At 67.6% G+C, this 20,491-nt stretch carries 14 protein-coding genes and 3 pseudogenes; 3 read left to right on the top strand and 14 right to left on the bottom strand.

Annotated features, from left to right (window positions below; translation table 11 throughout):
* Nucleotides 1–35 precede the first annotated feature (35 nt).
* The 3 genes from L1066_RS16575 to L1066_RS29305 all read left to right on the top strand — a co-directional run bounded on the left by L1066_RS16575 (nucleotide 36) and on the right by L1066_RS29305 (nucleotide 5,144).
* Nucleotides 36–470, top strand: a complete 435-nt coding sequence (locus L1066_RS16575) for an ANTAR domain-containing protein (protein WP_235737368.1) — start codon at nucleotides 36–38, stop codon at nucleotides 468–470.
* Between the two features lie 97 nt (nucleotides 471–567).
* Nucleotides 568–2,727 carry a carboxypeptidase regulatory-like domain-containing protein gene (locus tag L1066_RS16570; RefSeq protein WP_235737367.1) on the top strand — a complete coding sequence of 720 codons (2,160 nt, stop codon included), beginning with the start codon at nucleotides 568–570 and terminating at the stop codon, nucleotides 2,725–2,727.
* A gap of 401 nt (nucleotides 2,728–3,128) precedes the next feature.
* Nucleotides 3,129–5,144: a thrombospondin type 3 repeat-containing protein gene (locus L1066_RS29305; protein ID WP_312008009.1), complete on the top strand. Its 2,016-nt coding sequence runs from the start codon at nucleotides 3,129–3,131 to the stop codon at nucleotides 5,142–5,144.
* A gap of 12 nt (nucleotides 5,145–5,156) precedes the next feature.
* Here L1066_RS29305 and L1066_RS16555 read toward each other — a convergent pair whose 3' ends face one another.
* The 14 genes and pseudogenes from L1066_RS16555 to L1066_RS16490 all read right to left on the bottom strand — a co-directional run bounded on the left by L1066_RS16555 (nucleotide 5,157) and on the right by L1066_RS16490 (nucleotide 20,438).
* The gene (locus tag L1066_RS16555) at nucleotides 5,157–6,122 is read right to left on the bottom strand and encodes a DUF4268 domain-containing protein (RefSeq protein WP_235737366.1); all 966 of its coding nucleotides are present in this window, start codon (nucleotides 6,120–6,122) and stop codon (nucleotides 5,157–5,159) included.
* 143 nt (nucleotides 6,123–6,265) lie between these two features.
* Entirely contained in the window at nucleotides 6,266–7,009 is a 744-nt protein-coding gene (locus L1066_RS16550; RefSeq protein WP_235737365.1) for an SDR family NAD(P)-dependent oxidoreductase, read from the bottom strand.
* 206 nt (nucleotides 7,010–7,215) lie between these two features.
* Nucleotides 7,216–8,808, bottom strand: a complete 1,593-nt coding sequence (locus L1066_RS16545) for an AMP-binding protein (RefSeq protein WP_235737364.1) — start codon at nucleotides 8,806–8,808, stop codon at nucleotides 7,216–7,218.
* A 60-nt stretch (nucleotides 8,809–8,868) separates the two neighbouring features.
* Nucleotides 8,869–9,717: an ABC transporter permease gene (locus tag L1066_RS16540; RefSeq protein WP_235737363.1), complete on the bottom strand. Its 849-nt coding sequence runs from the start codon at nucleotides 9,715–9,717 to the stop codon at nucleotides 8,869–8,871.
* Nucleotides 9,717–10,661, bottom strand: a complete 945-nt coding sequence (locus tag L1066_RS16535; protein WP_235737362.1) for an ABC transporter permease — start codon at nucleotides 10,659–10,661, stop codon at nucleotides 9,717–9,719. The genes L1066_RS16540 and L1066_RS16535 overlap by 1 nt, the downstream gene beginning before the upstream one ends.
* Nucleotides 10,658–11,641 carry an oligopeptide/dipeptide ABC transporter ATP-binding protein gene (locus tag L1066_RS16530; RefSeq protein WP_235737415.1) on the bottom strand — a complete coding sequence of 328 codons (984 nt, stop codon included), beginning with the start codon at nucleotides 11,639–11,641 and terminating at the stop codon, nucleotides 10,658–10,660. Before L1066_RS16530 ends, L1066_RS16535 begins: the two co-directional genes overlap by 4 nt.
* Before the next feature lie 41 nt (nucleotides 11,642–11,682).
* Nucleotides 11,683–12,678 (bottom strand): ABC transporter ATP-binding protein, encoded by a 996-nt coding sequence (locus tag L1066_RS16525; protein WP_235737361.1) that lies wholly within the window; start codon nucleotides 12,676–12,678, stop codon nucleotides 11,683–11,685.
* A 13-nt stretch (nucleotides 12,679–12,691) separates the two neighbouring features.
* Nucleotides 12,692–14,215 (bottom strand): ABC transporter substrate-binding protein, encoded by a 1,524-nt coding sequence (locus L1066_RS16520; RefSeq protein WP_235737360.1) that lies wholly within the window; start codon nucleotides 14,213–14,215, stop codon nucleotides 12,692–12,694.
* A gap of 68 nt (nucleotides 14,216–14,283) precedes the next feature.
* A pseudogene (locus tag L1066_RS16515) lies at nucleotides 14,284–15,038 on the bottom strand (SDR family oxidoreductase).
* Between the two features lie 160 nt (nucleotides 15,039–15,198).
* Nucleotides 15,199–15,834 (bottom strand): annotated as a pseudogene (locus L1066_RS16510) (enoyl-CoA hydratase/isomerase family protein); the annotation flags it as partial.
* 2 nt (nucleotides 15,835–15,836) lie between these two features.
* The gene (locus L1066_RS16505) at nucleotides 15,837–17,510 is read right to left on the bottom strand and encodes a CocE/NonD family hydrolase (RefSeq protein ID WP_235737359.1); all 1,674 of its coding nucleotides are present in this window, start codon (nucleotides 17,508–17,510) and stop codon (nucleotides 15,837–15,839) included.
* Entirely contained in the window at nucleotides 17,507–18,274 is a 768-nt protein-coding gene (locus L1066_RS16500; RefSeq protein WP_235737358.1) for an SDR family NAD(P)-dependent oxidoreductase, read from the bottom strand. The genes L1066_RS16505 and L1066_RS16500 overlap by 4 nt, the downstream gene beginning before the upstream one ends.
* A 12-nt stretch (nucleotides 18,275–18,286) precedes the next feature.
* Nucleotides 18,287–19,105, bottom strand: a complete 819-nt coding sequence (locus tag L1066_RS16495) for an enoyl-CoA hydratase/isomerase family protein (RefSeq protein ID WP_235737357.1) — start codon at nucleotides 19,103–19,105, stop codon at nucleotides 18,287–18,289.
* Nucleotides 19,102–20,438: pseudogene (locus tag L1066_RS16490) on the bottom strand (SDR family oxidoreductase). Before L1066_RS16490 ends, L1066_RS16495 begins: the two are co-directional and overlap by 4 nt.
* Nucleotides 20,439–20,491 lie beyond the last annotated feature (53 nt).

Below are 20,491 nucleotides of genomic sequence, written 5' to 3'. Positions count from 1 at the left end.
AGAGATGCATCAGGCTGACCCCGACAAGGAATCAGATGAGCGACGAATCGTCGCCCGAACCATTCACGCGCCTCGAGCAGTGGCACCCTGTTGCGCCGGACGAGTTCCCCAACGAAGTGCCTGCGACCGGCGGAGCCGAGGAAGTCGCGCTGCTGCGATCAGAGGTGGACCACCTTCGCCGTGCCCTGGCGAGTCAGCCCACGATCGACCAGGCCAAGGGCATGCTGATGGCGCGGTTCCGGATCGACTCCGAAGCCGCCTTCGCTGTGCTGAAACGCTTGTCCCAGGACCACAACGTCAAGGTCCGCGACATCGCTGGTGCCATGGTGGCGGTCATCAGTGCGAAGCAGATCGGAACCGAGCCGTCGCGCTCGAAGACCGCCAGGATCGCCGTGGATCTCCTCACCCGCGACCCTGATCAGGCGCAGCCAACGGTCGGACACCACGCGTTCGCGAACCAGGAGCCATGACCGTTTGAACGAACATCACGTTTGGTTCAACCGCACGACGGGTAGATGCGTCGCCGGTGATGTCCCAACAGGTGGGGCAACTCGGGGAGGAAGCAACATGCTCGTGGCGCCCAAACGCCTGTTGACCGTCGTACTCACTGCGCTCGCCCTGCTCCTGTCGGGGCTGGTGCTCGCGCCTGCCCAGGCGGCAGAGACAGGAGTGATCACCGGATTGGTGAAGGCCAAGGTGGGGGGCACCACCTCGGTCCACCCCGATGCCAACCTCTATCTGGCGAAGTACCGAGCCGATGACGACTTCTTCACCGACCCGGTGGGGTCGACCAGTTCCGATGCCAGTGGTCGGTTCAGCTTCGACGGCCTCAGCGACGGGTTCTACGAGCTGCGCGCCTACCCCCAGGGCCCGCTGGGTCCCGGTGAACTCGGCTACGAGTACTACGACAACAAGTGGAGCCCCTACGGCAGCACACGGATCGAGGTCAGCGGTGGCACCGTCACCCTCAACGACATCGTGTTCGAGGAGACCGGCTGGATCACCGGCAGCGTCACCGACGAAGCTGGGCAGCCGATCCCGGACAGCACCATCTCGATCGGCGATTCGGAGAACTCAGGCGGGGCCGGCGGCACGGTTGGTGCCGACGGCAGCTTCGACAGCCGCGACTACGACCACACCGGCAACCTGATCCCGGGCAGCTACGTCGTCAGCGCGAATGCCTACGGCGACGACATCGAGGGACCTGTCTACGCCGGCGCAGAGGTGCCGGTGACCGTCACCGCGAACCAAGGCATCACGGCACCTGCGATCGAGCTCAAGCAGCTCCAGACCGCGGTCATCACCGTGCTCGACACGGACGGAAGCCCGCTCGTCGAAGCACCGATCCGCATCTGGGTGCAGACCGATCCCGGAGCTCCGTTCATGCCGATCCAGTCCGGTCCCCACGAGACCGACGCTGACGGCAAGTACCGCTTCGTCGAAGGTTGGGCCAACTACAAGTTCCAGGTCCTCACCCCCACGGAGTACGACGGCACGGGAGTCGCGGAGTACTGGGACGGACCGAGCGGCGACGGTGCCTACGCCTTCGCCGACGCAGCAACCCTCGACTGGCCGGCGAGTGGTCCGATGAAGCGCAACTTCACCGTGCAGCTCGGTGCGGCGCCCACGATCAAGCCGAGCACGCCCACGATCGAGGGAACCGTCGGCGTAGGTAGGACCGTAGTCGCCCAGCACGGCGCCTGGAGCCCCAGCGACGTCAGCCTGACCTATGAATGGTTGAAGAACGGCGTGCCGATCCCGGGTGCCACCGAGCGGGAACTGACCATCACCGAGGCGATCGCCGACGAGCTGACCCTTCTTCAGGTACGCGTCATCGGCACCAAGTCCGGCCTACCGAGCGTGGACATCCTCAGCGACTACTGGAGTGGCACCCCGGCCCCGGGCGATCCGCCGGTCACCTTCACCCGTCCGACGATCACCGGCACTGCCCAGGTCGGCCTGCCGTTGACTGCCGTCGCAGGTGATTGGGGTCCAGTTGGCGTGGAGCTCACCCACCAGTGGGCAGCGGACGGCGCGCTGATCGAAGGTGCCGATGAGCCGACCTTCACGCCGACAGGAGCCCAGCAGGGCAAGGCGATCAGTGTCGCCGTCACCGGAACTCTCGCCGGCTACAGCACGGTCTCTCGTACCTCGGCTCCGACCGCGCCCGTCGCCGCAGCACCAGTCGTCGAGATCGTGCCTGGCACTCCGATGATCACCGGCAAGGCGCAGAGTGGTTCCACGTTGACCGTCGACACCGGCGCCTGGGGTCCTGACGGCGTCAAGCTCACCCAGCAGTGGCTGGCCGGCGGCACCCCGATCGCGGGCGCCACCGGCACCACTCTCAAGGTCAGCAACGCCATGGCGGGCAAGCGGATCAGCATCAAGGTCACCGGCAAGCTTGCCGGCACGGACGACGTCTCCGTGACGTCGACGGCCACCTCGGCAGTCGTCGGCGTACTGACCTCGACGAAGCCGAAGATCAAGGGCAAGGCAAAGGTCGGCAAGAAGCTGAAGGCGAAGACGGGCTCCTGGGGGCCGAAGCCGGTCACCCTCAAGTACCAGTGGCTGCGCAACGGCAAGAAGATCAAGGGCGCCACCAAGGCCAACTACAAGCTGGTCAAGAAGGATGCCAAGAAGAAGATCTCGGTCAAGGTCGCCGGCAAACGGGCCAACTTCACCACCGTGAGCCGCACCAGCGCCAAGACAGGCAAGGTCAAGCGCTGAGCTGATCTAACAGGACGGCCCTCCAGGCCCGGCGGGTTCCAGCGGTCCTCGCAACACCCAGGATGGGAGTTGCGAGGACCGTGGCCGTTGCGGAAGAGGTGAAGCCCTGCGCTCTCTGCCGGACTGCTTCCGGACGGCGCCGAGGCGGCGCATACTGGTCGACAGCCGAGGAGTGAACTCGTGCGGAGGTGCTTCCAGTGGTGCGTCGTCGACTCTTCGCGACCGTTGTCGTCAGCGTGGTCTTCGCGAGTCTTGCCCTGGTCGCCCTGACGTCATCCGCCGGTTCAGCGCCGCCTCCCCTACCGCCTCCTGTCGATGGTCCCTTGTCGACCGGTATGCCGTGGCAGGGCTCGGTTCTCATCCAAGGTTCGGGGACGGACCGGACCGCTCTTGTTCCACCGATGAACATCGAGCTGCCCCCAGGCGGCTACTGGTCGTTCGAGGTGGGTGACGAGGAACAGTGCACCCAGAGCTGGTCGTTGCGCTTCACCTTCATGGGCGCGGCCGAGAGGGACTCGGAGTTCTCCGGAGTGTGGTGGCCGCGGGGCGTCATCAATGCCATCGGCACACTGAGCTGCAGCGCCAACTACAAGTACGACCCGACACCTGACGATCCCTTCGACACCGATGTCAAGTGCTCGTACTCCATGAGTGCGACGCTGAATGTCGAAGATGATCCGGTGGCCACCGAGGCGTACGCGCAGTGGGCACACTTCGACGCCTGGGACTTCTCCATGACCTACGAAACCGACGAGTGGCAGGTGGCCTCTTTCGAGGATTCCTGCGGACGGCTCGACTACACGGTGGGCACCTGGCACCAGCTTTTTGAGACCACCGACCCGGACAGCGAGTGGACGCCCACCACGCTCCGGACAGGTGCCCACATCTCGGGTGTCGCCGATGACCCCGACGTCGGACGCGATCTGGCAGTTCGCCGGACATGGGACCTGACCTACCTCGGCACCAGCGGCGACGCGGACGCTGACGGAGTGCTCGACGTCGACGACAACTGCCCCGAGGTCGCGAATCCGGACCAAGCCGACGAGGACGGCGACGGGGTGGGCGATGCCTGCGACGTGACGGCGATGGCCTCGTGGCAGATGAAACCGCTGATCACGGACAAGAACAAGGACGGGCTCATCGATGCGCGCTACCGGGGTGGAAACCGGACGAGCGATGTCCCCGCCAACGGCCGCTACCCGGTGGTCTTCGACGGCTGCGCGTCGAAGAACGCTCAGCGCTACAGGTGGCAACTCGGCGACGAGACACCGTTCCAGACAACGAGCTGCCGCGTCGAGACCACGGCACTCGAAGGACTCAACACGGTCTCGTTGACGGCGTACGGGCGCAGCGGACTGGGCGATACGACGACGATCCCCGTCAACCCTCAGAACATCATCATCGTCGCACTCGGTGACTCCTTCGCCTCTGGGGAAGGAGTGCCACGCAAGAAGGCGAAGCGCGCCAAGAACGTGGTCTGGGACGACAAGGCGTGTCATCGCTCTGCCCATGCCGGGCCGGCGCGCGCCGCGCTCAACCTGGAGAAGGGTGACTCGCGGACCTCGGTGACGCTGATCCACTTGGCCTGCTCAGGCGCGACGTTGGCCAAGGGGGTGCTCGGCGCGTATCCGAAGCCACCCGGCGGGGGCAGGCAGCAAGCCCAACTGGTCGAGGCGATGGCGTTGCTGAAGGGACAGATACCCGATGTCGTCACGGTCAGCCTGGGAGGCAACGACATCGGATTCTCCAGCGTGATCGGCACGTGTGCCCGGTATGCACTGTGTCCGCTCGAGAAGCGGCGCAGCGTGATCGAGGTGTCGAAGAAGTGGCTCTTCAAGCTCCCACTCCACCGGGAGTCGCAAGCTCGCCTCAAGAAGCTGCCCCAGAACTTCAAGAAGCTCGACGCGTGCCTGTCCGGCGCTGGGATCTGCAAGGTGGATGGCAAGAAACATGCGCCGCTCGGAGTGGCGGCATCCGACGTCTTCATCACCGAGTACCCCAGCTTGGCGAAGGACCAGCGAAGAAACTACTGCGACGGCGTCTTGCGCCCGCCGCTGCCGTCGGGAATCGCCGACGAGGAGTTCGCCTGGGCCGACAAGGTGCTGCTCAAGGGGAAGCCGGGACAGAAGTTCAAACTGGAGACCAACCTCAGGCGGGACAAGACTCTCAAGGTCACGCAGTACGGGCTGAACCAAGCGGTCAGGCGCACGTCGAAGCTCGGGTGGAGGCCCGTCACGGGCATCTATCAAGCATCGGTCAAGCACGGCTACTGCGCGAAGAAGAACTGGATCGTCCAGATCGACGAGTCGCTGGGCGGGCAGGGCGACAAGTTCGGGACCATGCATCCCAACGCCGCCGGTCAGAAGAACTACGCCCGCGCTCTCACGAGCGCGATCACACGCCACGTCCGACGCTGACCCGGCCGGGTGTCAGCCGGGTACGCCGCCGCCCGCCGAGAGTGCTGCCCGCATCTTCTCGCCCGTACCAACGAGCCACTCGATCCACTCATCCCATCGAGTCACATCAACGACGTCGGCAACGTCCGCGTATGCGGCAAGTCTCGTCGACTTCAGCCCCTCGCGGGTCTCCCAACTCAGCGACCCTCCGAAGGCCTCCTCGATCATTGCCCTCTTGGCGGAGAGCCGGTCGAACCGAGCGATGTTGAGCTCCCTGTCCGGGTGCTCGAAGACCAGCTGGACGCCGAGTCCTGCCTGACTGAAGGTGGAGACCCAGTTGACCCCGGCCACGCCGGCCGACATCTGGAACCAAGACGACTTCGTGGACATGGACGACCGGGTCCACGTCGGATGCTCGGCGAGCACCCGGAGCCGGTACTTCTCCCAGAACTCAAGGTAGTGACGCTCCCGTTCCGAGATCTCGCCGTTCGCATGCGCTGTCACCGCCTTGACCTGTTTGGCCCAGTCGTTCGGCTGCGCGACCAACTTGAAGGCGGGTGCAGGCGGCGAGTTGCCGATACGGATCACCTCGATCTGCACTGCGAAGAATCGGGTCCGTTCGTCCGTTCGGTCATTGAGCCAAGCGATGGCCTCGCGATGCTCAGCGCGGAAGCCTGTCGCGACCCACACGATCGTCGTCGGATCAGTCCCGGCGGCGTAGGTCAGGATCTGCCCGAGATGGAGGTGATCGGACATCTCCAGTTGGTTCTCCACGATCACGATCTCGTCGTTGCTCTCGTCCTTGCCAATCAGGTCGAGACTGAAGTCGCCGACCGGATGCTCCGCGGCTTCCAGGACGAGATGCCCCATGCCGAGGAGGTCGGACAACACGTCGACGTTCTCGAGCAGCCAAGGCGTGAAGTCATGGGCCTCGTGCGGCCAGACCAGCCGCGGAGGCACGATCTCGATGCGGCCGAGGCTCGCACTCCCGATGGTCATTCGCAGCCCTTCTCGTCATCGACTCGATGTCCGTCCGAATCATGTCAGCAAGAGGAGCCCCCATCAGGGACTTGGGGACGCCGTTGCCCTGTCCGTCGATGAGTGCCCGCCGCAGCGGCCGTCCAACGACCTCGAGTCCGGCGCTAGGCACAGTATCCGTTGCTCGCGGTGCGCTTCATGACCACGTGCCCAAGGGCGACATTCGCCGACAGCCCGAGGATCATCTCCACCACGGCCACGACATCACTGATTCGGATCATCTGTTTCTCCGGGACGCGGTCGGTCGCCCATTGCGACATGTCAGTGGAAACGAAGGCGGGGGCAATTCCGGTGGCTGTCACACCCCGGGTCGATTCTTCCAGGTTCACTGTCTCGATCATCGACAGGAGTGCAGCTTTGCTGGCACCGTAGACCGCCAGCCCTGGTTCTGCATATACCCCCGAAATAGAAGATAGCGCGACGATCTTTGCTCCATTTTCTGGAACCTCTGCGGCACCTGCACGGAGCAACGGAATCGCTGTCTTGGTCAGCACGAGCGCGGACGCGAAGTTGACATCAATGGTCTTCTTCAGTCGCTTGAGCGAATACGTCGCAACGTCCCCTGCCGAGCCCACCCCGGCATTGAGCACCAGAGCGTTCATCGAGCCGTGCCTCGACGCGTGACTCGCAACGAGCGCGGGGAGCGAGTCAAGATCGGCCATGTCCGCTGCCACCGGTCCCACTTCAGGGCTGCCGGCCCTTCGAAGTTCTTGCGCCAACTTCTCAAGATCCGCGCTTGAACGCGAAGTCACGGTGAGGGCGTAACCACGCTTCGCCAGTCGAAACGCTATCTCGCGACCGATGCCGCGCGATGCGCCAGTGATCAAAGCAGTTTTCATTTTCTTCATCACTCCAACGTGCGCTTCTCATGATTACGTGAAATGTGCTCTTCATCCTCGGAGGAAACCAAGCGCCCGAAAAAGCGCCGAACCATGTCCCGGTCAGCAGCACATCGGCAGCCCGTCGTGGTGCTAGATCCTTGAGGACGCGGAGACGCCCGCCATCGATGACAACGATCCGTGAGCGGTCGAATGTCACCGGACGTCGATATCGGTCAGCCGTGGCCGACCTGCTCCTTGCGAATCCTGATCCCGAGATCTTCGCGATCGATGGTGTCCCGGGTGATGCCTGTTGCTCTCAGGGCATGCTTCTGGACCTTGCTGGTCGGCGTCTTGGGCAGCTCGTCGAGCACCCGGTAGTACCGCGGGACCATGAAGTGGGCCATCCGCGGCCGGATGAACGCGATCAGCTCCTCGACGTCGATGGATCGGCCAGGCGCGGGCGCGATCACGGCAAGCACCTCGTCCTCACCCTCCGGGCTCGGAGTCGCGACGATCGCCACCTCCGAGACGCTGGGATGCGCGATGATCTCGTTCTCCACCTCGAACGACGAGATGTTCTCGCCTCGACGCCGGATCGTGTCGCCCATCCGGTCGATGAAGAAGTACTCACCGTCGACCCGCCGGAAGGCGTCGCCGGTATGGAACCACCCATTGCGCCAAGCCGCAGCGGTCGCCTCAGGTCGCCCGAGGTATTCGGTCGCGATCGTCCAGGGATCGACGCCACGCACGACGAGCTCGCCGACCGTTCCCTCCGAGACCTCCATGTCGTATTCGTCGACCAGGCGGACCTCCATGCCCGCGCGGACCCGGCCGGACGTGCCGTCAGCCGCGGGATTGGGATCCGAGACGATCGGGATCGAGATCTCGGTCATGTTGTACATCGCCACGACCTCGACACCGAACCGCTCGGAGAAGGTCGCAGCATCCGAGAGCGGGATCATGAACACCCGGCGCAGGCTGTGCTCTCGATCGTCGGCCGACGGTTCCTGCTTGCTCAAGAAGGTTGCCATGACGCCCAGCAGCGTCACGTGCGTGGGACGGGTCGCGCGGACGAACTCCCAGAAGTCGCCGGTCCTGAAGCCGGAGCTCAGCACGAAGCTGCCGCCCAGCACCACGGCGGCGTTCACCCCGATGGTCCCGCCGGCGTGGAAGAGCGGGAGCGTCACCAGGTAGCGGTCCTCCGCACCGAAGTTGCCGACGAAGGCGGCATCGGCGCAGGCGGACAGCTGCGCATAGGAGCAGACCACGCCCTTGGAGGGCCCGGTGGTCCCCGACGTCAGGACCACCGCATAGCAGTCCCACGGCATCACCTCCGGCCACTCGTCGGGCTGTGCCGCGCGCTCCTCGTCGAGCACCGATGCCTCGTGGACCCTCAGGCCGTCGAGCGACGCCGATCCCCCCACCACGATCACGTCGGTCAACTGCGCCCGGTCGACACCGCGCAGCCGCTCGATGAGATCGACATGCACCACGGCCACCTCGGCGCCGGAGAGCGCAACCGAGTGCTCCAGCAGCCCGCCGCGATAGGCGGTGTTGAGCGGCACCAACGAGGCACCGAGCAGATTGACGCCGAACCACACCCGCAGCGCGTCAGGCCCGGTGGGTAGCCAGGAGAGGACCCGGTCGCCGCGGCCGACACCGATTCGACGCAGGGCGCGCGCCACCTGCTCGGCCTCCTCCAGCGTCTCCCGGTAGCTCCAGCGGCTGCCGTTCTCGAACACGACAAGGGTGCGGTCCGGATGCTCCGCGGCCCGACGCCGGAGCTCCTGGGGCAGCACGGCTGCCCGGCTGGGAATCGAGTTCATGGGTCTCCCATCGTTTGGGTCCGATCATGTCGGTGGGGTCGGTGGCATGCACGCCGGGTGTCACCGGCGGCGCGGGTCGAGCAGTCGCTGGGCTTCCTCCCCCACGATGTTGAGAGCGAAGACTGTCAGCGCGATCGCTGCTCCCGGCACGAAGATGCTCATCGGAGCCCGCTCCAGGAAGGTGTAGGACCGCGCCAGGATCGTGCCCCACGACGCCGTGGGTGGCTGCACCCCGAGCTGCAGGAAGCTCAGGCTGGCCTCGGCGATCAGGGCGAAGCCCATCAGCACGGCCAACTGGGCGATGATCGGCTGGACGACGTTGGGCACGATGTGCGGCAGGATCATCCGTCGCACCCCACGGGCCCCGAACGAGGCCGCGGCCTCGACGTAGGTCTGGCCGACCACCGCCATCGTCTGCGCACGAGTGAGCCGGACGACGACGGGCACCAGGACAACGCCGACCGCAACCATGGCGGTCGTGATGTCGGGTCCCAGCATCGCAGTGATGCCGATGGCGAGGACGAGCGCCGGGAAAGCCATCACGGTGTCGAGCAGCCGCATCAGCACGGCGTCCACCCAGCCACCGCGGTAGCCCGCGAGGATGCCCAGAGGGAATCCCACCACCACCGCGATCCCGACTGCCAGGAGTGCCGCCAGAACCGACACCCGGGTTCCGTGCAACAGCCGGCTGAGCACGTCTCTGCCCAGGTCGTCGGTGCCCAGCGGATGCTCGGCGCTCGGACCGAGGAGCATCGAGCCCAGCTCCTGCTGGTTGGGGGCGTGCGGCGCCAGCACGTCGGCCAGGACGACGACGGCCAGCACCACGAGGAGGATCGCGTAGCTGAGCCAGATCACCCCGGACTGCCGCGGAATGCCGCGTCGTGGCTTGACTGGGGTCGTCGTTGTCATCAGGTGATCCTCGGGTCCAGGAGCCGATAGGCGAGGTCGACGACCAAGTTCGTGACCAGCACGATGACCGCAGCCAGCAGGACCACCGCCTGGATGACGATGTAGTCGCGCTGGTTGGTCGCCTCCACCACCAACGAGCCGATGCCGGAGAGGCCGAAGACTGCCTCGACGACCACGGCGCCGCCGACGAGGTGCGACACCTGGATCCCCAGGATCGTCGCCAGCGGAAGACTGGAGTTCTTCAAGGCGTGCTGCCACACGATCGTCCGTTTCGAGAGGCCCTTCGCGCGCAGCGTCCGCACGTAGTCGGCGCCGAGGTTCTCGATCATCGCTGAGCGCACTTGGCGACAGATCTCCGCCGACCCGACCATGCCCAGGGCGACCGCGGGCAGAATGAGCGCACGCAGCGCGCCAGCGGGGTCATCGGCGAAGTCCACGCCGCCCGGGCCGGGGAACCAGCCCAGCTTCACGGCGAAGACGGCAATCAGCATCATGCCCAGCCAGAAGTTCGGGATCGCGATGCCGGCCGTCGCCGCGGTGGTGAACAGGCGATCAGTCCAGCTACCGGGGCGCTGTGCTGCCGCGATCCCGCTGGGCACGCCGATCGCGATCGCGATGAGCAGCGCGAACAGCGTCAGCAGCAGGGTCACCGGCAGCCGGTCAAGCACGATCTCGGCCACCGGCTGCCCGGTGCGGTAGGAGGTGCCGAGGTCGCCGGTGAGTACGCCTCCGACCCAGTCCAGGTAGCGGGTGAGCACGGGTTGGTCGAGACCGAGATCGGCACGGATGGCGGCCAGTTTCTCGTCACTGGCGTACTCGCCGGCCAGCGCGACGGCCTGGTCTCCCGGGATCAGCTGCTGCAGCAGGAACGCGATGAGCGTCGCGAGCAGCAGCGTCGGCACCGTCCACAGCAACCGGCCGGCCACGACGGTGAGGATCTTCATCGAGCACCTCGGATCACCGACGGACCGGTGTTGTCTGCCGGATAGAGATCGGCCGCGCGTAGGCAGGCAGAGGCGCCGGCATCGACGGGCATCAGCACCGGTTGCTCCGTCGCGCAGGCGGCAACTGCGTGCATGCACCGTGGATGGAAGCGGCAACCGGGCGGCGGCGCGAGCGGGCTGGGCACATCACCGCGAAGGATGATCCGCTCGGCGCCCGGAGCCCGATGAATGTCGAGCCGCGCCGAGAGCAGTGCCTCCGTGTACGGGTGCCGCGGCTTCTCCAACAGGTCGCTGGCCACGGCCACCTCCACCAGCTTGCCGAGGTACATCACCGCAACACGATCAGCGATGTGGCCCACCACGCTCAGGTCATGGCTGATGAAGACGACCGTGAGTCGGTACTCGTCCTTCAGGTCGCAGAGCAGGTTGAGGATCTCCGCCTGCAACGCCACGTCCAGAGCGGCGACGGACTCATCACAGACCAGCAGCCGCGGTCGGGTCACCAAGGCGCGCGCGATGTTGACCCGCTGTTTCTGTCCGCCGCTGAGCTGGTGCGGGTAGCGATCGTGCAGGTGCGTGGGCAGCCCGACGTCCTGCAGCGCTTGCCGGGCCGCCTCATCACGGTCGCGCCGGTGACCACGCCTCAGCACGTCGAGGGGCTCGCGGACGCTCTGCCACACCCGGCGCCGCGGGTCGAGCGCACTGTGCGGATCCTGGAACACCATCTGGACCTGGCCGGCGAACTCCCGGCGCTGCTGCCGCGACATCGTCGCGACCGCCACGCCCTCCCAGGTGACGGAGCCCGCACTCGTCGGGACCAACCCGAGCATCGCTCGCGCCAACGTGGACTTCCCGGATCCGCTCTCACCGATCAGGCCGAGGGTCTGTCCCTGCACCACCTCCAAGGACACGCCGTCGACCGCGGAGACGCTTCGTCGGCGCGCGATCGGGAAACGGACGGACACCTCGTCCAGGCGCATGACCACCCCCGGATCTGACCGTCTCGCTCGCTGAGGCGCACTCATGTCCTGCTCCCTGTGAGTCGCAACTGCTCGGCTCGTACGCACCGGACACGACGGCCGCCGTCGAGCTCCCGAAGGTCGGGAACGACCGAGCAAGGCGGTTCCTTGTGCGCGCACCGGTCCGCGAAGACGCAGCCCTCGACGGCACGTCCTGGAGCCGGTACGACGCCGGGGATCGTCGGCAGCCGACCGCCGCGGTGCTCCGGGGCAGGCAGGGCGGCCAGCAGACCACCGGTGTAGGGGTGGAGGGGGCGAGCGAGCACGTCGGCGACCGTTCCGGACTCAATGACGCGACCGGCGTACATCGTGATCATCCGGTGGCATGCCTCAGCGACCACACCGAGGTCATGGGTCACGAACAACACACCCATCCCTTCCTTTCGTGCCAGGTCGGAGATCAGTTCCAGCAACTGGGCCTGGATCGTGGCGTCGACCGCCGTGGTCGGCTCATCGGCGATCAGGAGCCGCGGCGAGCAGGCGAGGGCAAGCGCGATCACCACCCGCTGACGCATCCCGCCGGAGAGCTCATGCGGGTAGGAGCGCAGGCGCGCCTTCGGATCAGGGATACCGACCTGGTCGAGCAGCTCCGCGGCCCGGGCCATCGCCTCGCGACGACTCACCCGCTGCCGCCGTCGCAAGGTCTCCACCAACTGGTGGCCGATCCGGAAGACCGGGTCGAGCGCCGTCATCGGCTCCTGGAAGACCATCGCCATCGGGACGTCGACATGTGCGCGGAGTCGACCGTCGTCGTCCCACAGCGGCTCGCCGTCGAGGCGTGCCGCCCCTTGGACCCGCGACGTGCGCGGGTCCAAGAGGCCCATGAGTGCCAACGAAGTCACGGTCTTGCCGCTTCCGCTCTCGCCGACCAGGCCGACGATCTCTCCGGGCTGCACCTCGAAGGAGACGCCGTGCAGCGCCTGGACCTCCGAGCCCCGTTCACCGCCCGAGCCGAAGAAGACCTCCAGCCCGTCAACTTCGAGCAACGCGCCACTCATGTCAGCACCGCCCTCAGCCCAACGAGACGCCGAGGAACTTCGGCTTGCCGAGCAGGTTGTCCTCGAAGCCGGCGACCCCGTCCGCCAACGCGATCAGGTTGTCCGGGAACGCGATGGGCAGGAAGGACGAGTTCTCGAAGACCACACCGGCCGCCTCCTGGAAGCCGGGTGCCCGCGCGTCGTTCTCCAACGAGGCGTCCGTCGCCGCGAGGGCCTCGGCCAGGCCGGGAGTCGCCACACCGCCGGTGTTGTAGAAGCTCTTCTCCGAGAAGAGGACGTCGAAGGCCATCTTGGGGTCGGGCCGCCCGGTGAAAGCGGACAGCAGGGCCGGCTCGGCATGGTCGACGAAGTAGGCGTTGACGGCCTGGACGCCCTCCAGCGGCTTGAGATCGACCGTCACGCCGACGTCCGCCCACTGCTGCTGGAGGATCTCGCCCATCCGAACCGTGCCGACGTCCGCGCTCAGCAGCATGTCGAAGGTCAGGTCGGAGGCGCCGGCCTCCTTCAACAGCGCTCGCGCCCGGTCCGGGTCGAACTCGTAGGCGAGATCGCCGTTCGCCGCCCAGTACGCATCGGGGAAGACCGTCGAGGCTGGGCTACCGAGGCCGAAGTACGCGCTCTCGACGATCGTGGTGCGGTCGACCGCCAGGTTCAATGCCTCCCGAACCCGCACGTCCTTCAGCTCGTCCGAGTCGGTGTTGAAGTACACCTCGTCCACCCAGAGCCGCGGCGTCCGAACGAGCTGGATCTTCGACTTTCCGGTGATCTCGGCGGCATCCGCTGGGGCGTACCCGAGGGCCACGTCCTGCTTGCCCGAGCGCAACGAGGTCGCGCGGGTCGTCGGATCGGCGATCACGTTGAACTGGATCTCGGGGACCCGCTGTGCATCACCGTCCCAGTAGTCGTCGAATCGCTCGACCCTCAGGAACTGACCGCGGTTCCATTCCACGATCGACCAGGGGCCGGCACCCACCGGGTTGTTGCTGACGTCGCCGTCGCTCTTCTCGACGGCAGCCGGCGAGACCATCATCCCGGCGCGGTCGGAGAGGACCATCAGCAGCGAGGCATCCGGGTGCGCCAGCTCCAGCGTGACCGTGCGCGGATCATCGACCCGGACCGCGGTGACCGCGGCGAGATCGACCGCGACGTTCGAGCCCTCTCCCTTGGCTCGCTCGAGGTTGGACTTCACCGCCTCGGCGTCCAGGGGCGTCCCGTCGTGGAAGGTCAACCCTTCACGCAGCGTGAGGGTCAGCTCCTTCGGGTCGGGCTGATCCCAGGACTCCACGAGGCCGGGTTGGGGCACCATCTCGGCGTCGAAGCTGATCAACGTCTCGTAGAGCGGGTAGAGCATCACGTGGTCGCCCCCGGCACTGCCGAGGATGGGGTCGAGCGAGGAGGCGTCGGCGGGCACAGCGACGTCGAGCCTGTCGTCGTCGCCACCGCCTCCTCCGCCGCCGCACGCAGTGAGCACGAGCGCGCACGCGGTGATCAGCACCAGGCTCACCTGCCTGAGCGTCATGAGTTTCGTTGTCCTCATGGGTTCTTTCCTTCCTTGACAGCGCTCAGCGCGCTGGGGGTTCGGGATGCGGCCCGAGCCGCGCGTCACTACCGGAGCGAGTTGCCGCCGTCAGCGATCAGCGACTGACCGGTGACCCAGCCCGCCGCCGAGCTGCACAGGAAGCTCACGACGGCTCCGATGTCGGCCGCGCGTCCCACCCGCCCGAGCGGGGTGGCGCGCCGGACCGCCTCCTTGAGGCGCTCTGGATCGGCGCTGATCTCGGCGAGTGCCTCGGTGTCGATGACACCGCCGACCGCCGTGTTCGCGGTGATGCCTCGGGGCCCGAGCTCGGCGGCCAGGTAGCGCACGACACTCTCAACCGCGGCCATCGACGCCGCAATGGGCGCGTAGCCCGGGACATGCCGCTGGGTACCGGTGCTGGTCACCGCCACGACGCGGCCGCCGAGGTCGAGGTCCGCACCTGCTGCATGGACCAGGGCCAACAGCGCGCCAAGACGCGCGGTGAACATCTCCTGATACTCCGCGAGCGGGACCGTGAGCGCCGTCCCGAGTCCGGGGCTATCGGCACCGAAGCCGGTGGCATTGGAGACGACGGCACGCACCGGCCCCAACGCCGCACGGGCTTCGGTGACGAACTGCGTGCACGACTCCGGGAGCGCACATCGACCTGGAACGCCTGCGCACGTACGCCGAGCCGCGCGGCAGCCGCAACGACCTCGTTTGCGGCAGCGACCTGCGCGAAGTAGCCCACCGCGACGTCGTAACCGTCCGCGGCCAGCTGCTCTGCCACCGCCCGGCCGATGCCACGACTCGCACCGGTGATGAGTGCGGCGCCGCTCATGCCGGCGCCCCCAGGGCTGCGAAGTCCACGGCGGACCCGGCGTCGGCTGCGGAGTACCGTTCCCGCGCCGCCTCCTGCAACCGGAGGGAGTCGGGGGTGGCGAGCAGCTCGCCGAAGGTCGCGCCCTCCAGCCGCAACGCCTCACCCTGGCCGAGCTCGGCCCCTCTCGCATCACCCGCTTGGCGGCGGCGATCGCCGCTCGCGGCATCCGGGCCAGCTCGACCGCTGCCGCTCGGAGCTCGGCGTCGAAGTCGTCGACGAAGACCCGACTGACGATCCCGAGTTGCAGCGCTCGCGCCGCGTCCACGCGCAGTCCGGTGACGACGAGGTCGGTCGCCGGTCCACGGCCGATCAGCCGGAGCAACCGCTGCGAGCCTCCCGCTCCCGGGATGATCCCGAGAGCGGTCTCGATGGCGGAGAAGTGGGCTCGCGGACTCGCCCAGCGCAGCGTGCAGGCCAATGAAAGCTCCAGTCCCCCGCCCCAGGCCTGCCCGTCGATCGCGGCGATCACCGGCTGCGGCATCGTCTCGATCAGGCGCATGGTCGTGTACCACGCTCGAGCCTCGGGCACCGGCCCGTCGGCGAGCCGGCGCAGCTCGTCCAGGTCCGCATGCGCGATGAAGCGCTCCGGGTCCGCGCTTCGCAACACGATCACGGCGGCGTCGGGGTCTGCAGCCAACTCCGAGAGTCGAGCGCCGAGCTCTTCCAGGGCGGCAAAGGTCAAGAAGTTGCGCGGCGGGTTGTCGAAGGCGAGCTCCACGACGCCGTGGGCACGCTCGAGGTTCCAGAGCGACATGGTCAGGGCTGTCCTTCCGAGGGCAGTACGTCGAGGGAGAGGGTCGAGCGCGAGAGGTGGACGTCGACGGCGACGACCCGGGCTTCAGCGGAAGTGCTCGAGGGCTTGCCGGTGTTGAGGTTGCGATCGATGTGCGGGAAGGCGCTGCTCGTCACGAGCAGCCCCAGCCGATGGCCCCGCTCGAAGCGCTGTGCGGCGTACCCGAGGCTGATCGACGCACGCACCGGCGCTCCGGCGGTGACCGAGCCGACCGCATGGCTGAGCCGGGTCACCCCTTCGGCGACGGGGTAGACGCGACCATCGGGCCAGAGGTCGACCAAGCGCACCACGAGATCGGTGTCCGGCTGGTCGATCGACACGGTGAGGTCAGCGCGTACGCCGCCCGCCACGTCCCACGGCTCATCGAGCGCAGGAGTGAGATAGCTGAGCACGTCGGCCCGGTCGAGCTGCCAGCTCGACTCGATCGGCCCAGGGGTCGACCGGCCCAGATGGATCACCCGCCCGCCCCGGCTCGGCACCGGATCGGCAGGGTCGTAGCGATAGCGCTCGGTGAGGTCGTCCGGTCCCGGGGAGGTCATCAGAGCTCCGGAGCCGTCGGAGGTCTGGCCGAGGTGGAGCACCTGCTCCCGTGCGCCGCGCGGTGGCCAGGCGTCCGCCGTTCGCCAGAGGTCGGCGCCCATGAGGAAGTACCTGACCTCGTGCTGCCCGGCGGCCGCCGCGGGGTCCTCGAAGAAGCCCAGCTGAAGCGCGGGGACCATCGCTGCTCCGGCGGAGGCGGTGATGCCGAAGTTCCGCTCGGCCGTGTGGTGGGGCAGGGGCCCGGTGTGTGCCCACGGGCCGACCACCAGGCGATGGGGCAGCTCCGGGTGCGTGCGTACGGCCTCTCGGAAGACGTCGATGGTCGCCGAGCTGAAGACGTCGAACCAGCCGGTGGTGACGAACACCGGCACCTCGACGGACGCCGCTTCCCACTCCGGCGTGGTCGGCACCTGCCCGGCCAGCAGGGCGGGGATGTCGATCGGGAAGCCACGGAGCTTCGCCAAGGGGCCTTCTGCCAGCGGCAGGGCACTCAGCGCCGGCTCCGGATCGAGGAGTAGTGCCCGGAGAGTGGCGATCGTCTCGGGGTCGGCGACGTCGGGATGGCGCCTCATCCAGTCGGCGGCCATGTAGAGCAGCCAGCTCACCACCTGCTCCAACCGCATCGCACCACCGAGCTCCTGCAGGTCCCGACTGCCCGAGGTCACCATCGCCGCGGCCACACCGGCCAGGCTCGGTGGCTGCTGGGCGGCGCCCAGGAACGAGACGATGCCGCCGTAGGAGGTGCCGGCGAGAATGACCCGCCCGTCGCACCACTCCTGGCGGGCGACCCACTCCACGGTGTCGTAGGCGTCGAGTGCCTCCAGCTCCCACATGATCGGCTCCCAAGCACCGTCCGAGCCGAAACGGCCCCGGGTGTCTTGGCACACGGCCGCGAAGCCGCCGTGCAGGCAGTCGACGGGACGCAGCACGTCGGAGGTGATCGCACGCCGTCCGTAGGGAGTCCGGAAGAGAACTGCCGGGCGCGGCTCGCCGTGGTGCCACACATCCGCTTGGAGGTTCACCGCGTCGCGCATCGGGGTCGCCACGTCGCCGAGCCAGAACGCCTTGCTCGACGGTGCTGCATGAGACCCGCTCATGTCGAGACCGCCGTCTGCAGCATGCCCAGCCCCATCTCGTTCCAGCCGGCGGTGGCGCCGCCGTCGACGGTGATGACCCCGCCGTTCAGGAAGGACGACCCAGGCAGGGCGGCGAACACCGCCGCCCGTGCCTGCTCCTCCGGCCTGCTGAGCCGACCCGCCGGCGTCGCACGAAGGAACCCGTTGCGCGCCACCCCGTCCTCGGGCCACAACTCGTCGGCCATCGCGGTCTGCGTGGGCCCGGTGACCATCGCTACGGCCCGGATGCCCTGGGCGCCGTAGTCGACGGCGACGGATCGGGTCAGGCCGATCACTGCGTGCTTGGCCATGTTGTAGGCCGACGATCGGGGCGTAGCCCCGACCCCGCACATCGACGCTGTGAAGACGAAGACACCGCCACGCTCCCTCATGTACGGCACGCCGGAGCGCACCAGATAGAAGTTGGCGTCGCAGCACACGCCCATCACCCGGCGGTAGTCGTCGTCCGAGATCGAGTGCGGTCGGCCGGGGATGCTGATGCCGGCGTTCCCATGGACGACGTCGAGACGGCCGTGTTCGGCCACGACGTCGCGCAGCGCCTCGTGCACCGCACCCGGGTCGGAGACGTCGCAGCGGCGGATCCGGGGGCCCTCGTGCAGATCGAGGCCCACCACGGTCGCCCCGGCACGCTCGAAGAGCGTCATCGACGCTGCTCCGATGCCGGACGCGGCTCCCGTCACGACCACGACGTGGCCGTCGAAACGACCGAAGATGCTCTCACTCATGGCGAATTCCTCTCACTTGCCCACGAAGCGCGGACGGCGCTTCTCGATGAAGGCCGTGGCTCCCTCGACCGCGTCCGCGACCTCGGCGTTGTTGCGGATATGGACGGCGTTCTGCAACCGCAGTGCCTGATGCAGGGGTTGGCCGATGGTCTGTTCGCGCAGTTCCTTGAACAGGCCGATCGCCGCCGTCGGGGCGTCGGCGAGACGCCGCGCCTCCGCAAGGGTGACCTCGACGAGTTCCTCGGGTTCGACGACCTTGGTGAAGATCCCGAGACGCTCCGCCTCGCTCGCGTCGAGCAGCGTGCCTGACAGATAGATCTCGGTCGCCCGGGCAACGCCGACGAGCCGCGACATCATCACCAGGCCACCGGCCTGGGCGACGTTCACCAAGGCGCTGCCCAGTCGGGCACGGGAACTGGCGATCCGGACGTCACCGGCGCAAGCCAGCTCGGCACCGGCGCCTGCCGCATCCCCGTTCACGGCCATCACGACCGGCACCCGGCTGGTCACCAGCATCTCGATGATGCGCAGATACATCGGGTCGGGCGTGGTGCCGATCACCGGCGAGTGCGTGTAGACGCCGCGGAGGTGCTCCTCGACCGCGCCGAGGTCGTCCCCGGCGCAGAAGGAGCGGCCCTCCCCGGTGATCACCACGACCCGCGTATCCGGTGCGGCCAGGGCATGCTCGAGGGCGGCGTACAGCTCCTCCCCGAGCTGCCGATCGATGGCGTTCAACCGTTCCGGACGGTTGAGGCCGATCCAGCAGACGCCCGGGTGAGGTACGTCGAGGCGCAGGGTCGCGTAGGTGCGGCTCTCGCTCACGGTGGTCATTGGCGGTTCATCCCTCCATCGATGAAAAGGGACTGCCCGGTGACATATCCGGCGTCCTCACTGAGTAGCCAACTGATGGCTCCGGCCACGTCGGCCGGTCGTCCAAGTCGCCGCAACGGCAGGGTGCGGGCCACGCGTTCGGCAATCGAGCGCAGGGCACCTTCGTCGAGCATCGGGGTGTCGATGAACCCCGGGCAGATCGCGTTGGCGCGCACTCCCCGTGGTCCCAGCTCGACCGCCAGCGAACGGGTGAGGGTCAACAGGCCGCCCTTGCTGGCGTCGTACGCGATCTGTCCGGCGAAGCCGGTCACCGCGATCGAGCACACATTGACCACGGCGGGTGTGTGGCCGGCGGCGAGCAGGTCGACCAGGTCGCGGGCGAGCCGGAACGGCGCACGCAGGTTGATGTCGAGCACCGTGTCCCAGCGCACGTCGTCGTGCTCGGCAAGGAGGCCCTCACTTCGACACCGGCGTTGTTGACCAGCGCGTCCAGGCCGCCGAACGCGTCCTGGCAGTGCTGGGCGATGGTCGTCGATGCCGCCGGGTCCCTCAGGTCGACCCCGACCCTGCGCTCGGAGCCGTGCGCCTCGCCGGCGCGGCGTACGACGTCGGGCCGGTCGACCGCAAGCACCTGCGCGCCATCGGCAAGCAGCCGCTGGGTCACCGCCGCGCCGATGCCGCCCAATGCGCCGGTGACCACGACGCGGCGCCCTGCGGGCCGGGCACTCATGCCGCCGCCTCTCCGCGTTCGCCCAGCAGCGGCAAGGCGTTGTGGCGCAGCCAGGCGTCGCGCACCTCGGGAGCGATCGGGAGGTCTTCGGCGGCTTGGACCAGGGCGCCCGGTCGCTCGGGCATGCGTCCAACTCGTCGAGCCGAAGAGCACGCGACGCTTGACCGACCGGGAACCGTGGAAGAAGAGCGGCTCCCAGCCGGATCCGGCGGCGGCCATGGTCTGCGGGTGGTGGGAGGAGAACTCCAGGTAGACGTTCGGATGCCGCTGCAGAAGGAGCGACCGCCTCCAACACACCCCGGCCATCCTGCCGTGCCCCAACACGATGCGCAGCTCCGGGTGACGCACGGCGATCCGGTCGATGACGTGTGGGCTGCTCACCCCCATCGACTGCGCCGCGAAGTTCTGCCCGCTATGGATCCAGACAGGCACCTCACGCTCGACGGCGGCACGCCACAACGGATCGAGAGTGGGAGCGCTCGGGTCGACTCCGTCCAGGAACGGGATGACCGACAGGCCGGCCATGGCGAGCTCGTCGAGGGCTCGTTTCGCCTCGGCGATCGCCTCCTCGGGCTCACTCAGGCAGACACCGGCCCAGGGCACGAGGCGGTCGCTGAGCGCGGCGATCTGCGACGTGGTCGTTCGTCGTCCCCGTT

The organism is Nocardioides alcanivorans (assembly GCF_021555175.1).
In the GTDB taxonomy this organism is placed as follows: Bacteria; Actinomycetota; Actinomycetes; order Propionibacteriales; family Nocardioidaceae; genus Nocardioides; species Nocardioides alcanivorans.
The sequence above is the reverse complement of the archived record's forward strand: the minus strand, read 5'-3'. Positions and strand labels throughout refer to the sequence as shown.